Source organism: Bradyrhizobium genomosp. III (assembly GCF_000261705.1).
Lineage (GTDB): Bacteria > Pseudomonadota > Alphaproteobacteria > Rhizobiales > Xanthobacteraceae > Bradyrhizobium > Bradyrhizobium ottawaense.
Map to the genome: position 1 here is coordinate 1 of NZ_AJQF01000270.1, position 2,106 is coordinate 2,106.

Consider the following 2,106-nt stretch of genomic DNA (forward strand, 5'->3'; position numbering starts at 1 on the left):
GGGTGGCGCCCGAGAAGCGGCCGTCGGTGATGAGCGCGATCTTGCCGCCCATGCCCTGGCCGGTCAGCGCCGCGGTGGTCTGGAGCATTTCCCGCATGCCGGGGCCGCCCTTGGGCCCCTCGTAGCGGATCACGATGACTTCGCCTTCGCGGTAGGTGCGCTTCTGGACCGCCTCGAAAGCATCCTCCTCGCGGTCGAAGCACCTGGCCGGACCGGTAAACCTGAGGTTGGACATTCCCGCGACTTTCACGATCGCACCTTCTGGCGCCAGATTGCCCTTCAGACCGACCACACCGCCTGTCACGGTGATGGGCTTGTCTGCCGGGTGCACCACGTCCTGGTGCGGATTCCACTTCACGCTCTTGAGGTTTTCGGCGATCGTACGGCCCGTGACGGTAAGGCAATCACCGTGCAGGAAGCCGTTGTCGAGCAGCGTCTTCATCAGAAGCGGTATGCCACCTACTTCAAACATGTCTTTGGCGACATAACGGCCACCCGGCTTCAAATCCGCGACATATGGTGTCTTTTTGAAGATTTCGGCAACGTCGAACAGGTCGAACTTGATGCCACACTCATGCGCGATCGCCGGTAGGTGCAGCGCAGCATTGGTCGAGCCGCCAGAGGCGGCGACCACGGCGGCGGCATTCTCCAGCGCCTTGCGGGTGACGATGTCGCGCGGCCGGATGTTTTGGGCGATCAGGTCCATCACCTGCTCGCCCGCGGTCATGCAGAAGGCGTCGCGGATTTCATAGGGGGCCGGGGCACCGGCCGAGTAAGGCAGTGCGAGGCCGATCGCCTCGGACACGGTCGCCATGGTGTTGGCGGTGAACTGCGCGCCGCAGGCGCCCGCCGAGGGGCACGCCACGCGTTCGATCTCGTCGAGGTCTTCGTCCGACATGGCGCCGACCGAATGCTTGCCGACGGCCTCGAACATGTCCTGCACGGTGACCTGCTGCCCGCGGAAAGTGCCGGGCAGGATCGAGCCGCCATAGATGAAGATCGAGGGCACGTTGAGGCGGACCATGGCCATCATCATGCCCGGCAGCGACTTGTCGCAGCCGGCGAGCCCGACCAGGGCGTCATAGGCATGGCCGCGGACGGTCAGCTCGACGGAGTCGGCGATGCATTCGCGCGACGGCAGCGAGGAGCGCATGCCGTCATGCCCCATGGCGATGCCGTCGGTGACGGTGATGGTGCAGAACTCACGCGGGGTGCCGCCGGCTGACGCCACGCCCTTCTTCACCGCCTGCGCCTGGCGCATCAGGGCGATGTTGCAGGGAGCGGCCTCATTCCAGCAGGAGGCAACGCCGACGAAAGGCTGGTGGATCTGCTGGGTGGTCAGACCCATGGCGTAGAAATAGGACCGATGCGGCGCGCGCGCAGGGCCTTCCGTCACGTGACGGCTCGGCAGCCTCTGCTTGATGTCGGTCTTCGCGTTCATCGCAACCCAGTTTCCTCGGTCAACCCTTTCAGACCCGAAAAATCAGAGCCAAGATTTGAATCGACCTTGGGATTTTCTCGTGGCCCTTCGAAGACCGCCGCTGCCCGTAAAACATTAGAGTGATTTTATTCATGTTCGGGTGTGGCCAAAAAGCGGCGGCGATGCGAACCGCCGGTGATGAGGGTTAAATCCGGGATGAGTGTTGCGGAGACAGCACAATCGTTACCGGGAAGACACGGGTTGGATTACTGCAATACCCTCAGGAAGATGACGATCCACAACTTCAGATTTTGTGGCACGCACACTGCGCCCAACTCCTCCTCGGCGACCAGGCGTGCGAAAGTGAGTCGGTGTGCCCTTCCGCTCGTTGGCTACTCCCTCCCGTATCCCGGACAAGTCGCAACGCGCGAGCGTTGCGGCGCAGAGCCGGGACCCAGAAACCGCAGATAGCGCTCGCGGAGACATGGGCCCCGGCTCTGCAGCGCACCGGACGATGTTTTCGCATCGCCGGGGCGCTGCGCTGCGTCCGGGGCACGAGACGAGAGTTTGACGTAGGCTCTCTCCTGCTCGGCAATGACGGAGTATGAGGTGGCGGCACTCCTCCAACCTGCATTTAAATCGTAGACACGTCTTCGCGTCCTCGCGGCGGATTTCGCCCGAGCTTT

The 2,106-nt window shown here is 63.2% G+C and carries 1 protein-coding gene; it reads right to left on the reverse strand.

What is annotated here, in order from left to right; translation table 11 throughout:
* Positions 1–1,441 (reverse strand): dihydroxy-acid dehydratase (ilvD, locus tag IC66_RS0122925; protein WP_038949169.1); only part of this gene is annotated, 1,441 nt, incomplete at its 3' end.
* Positions 1,442–2,106 lie beyond the last annotated feature (665 nt).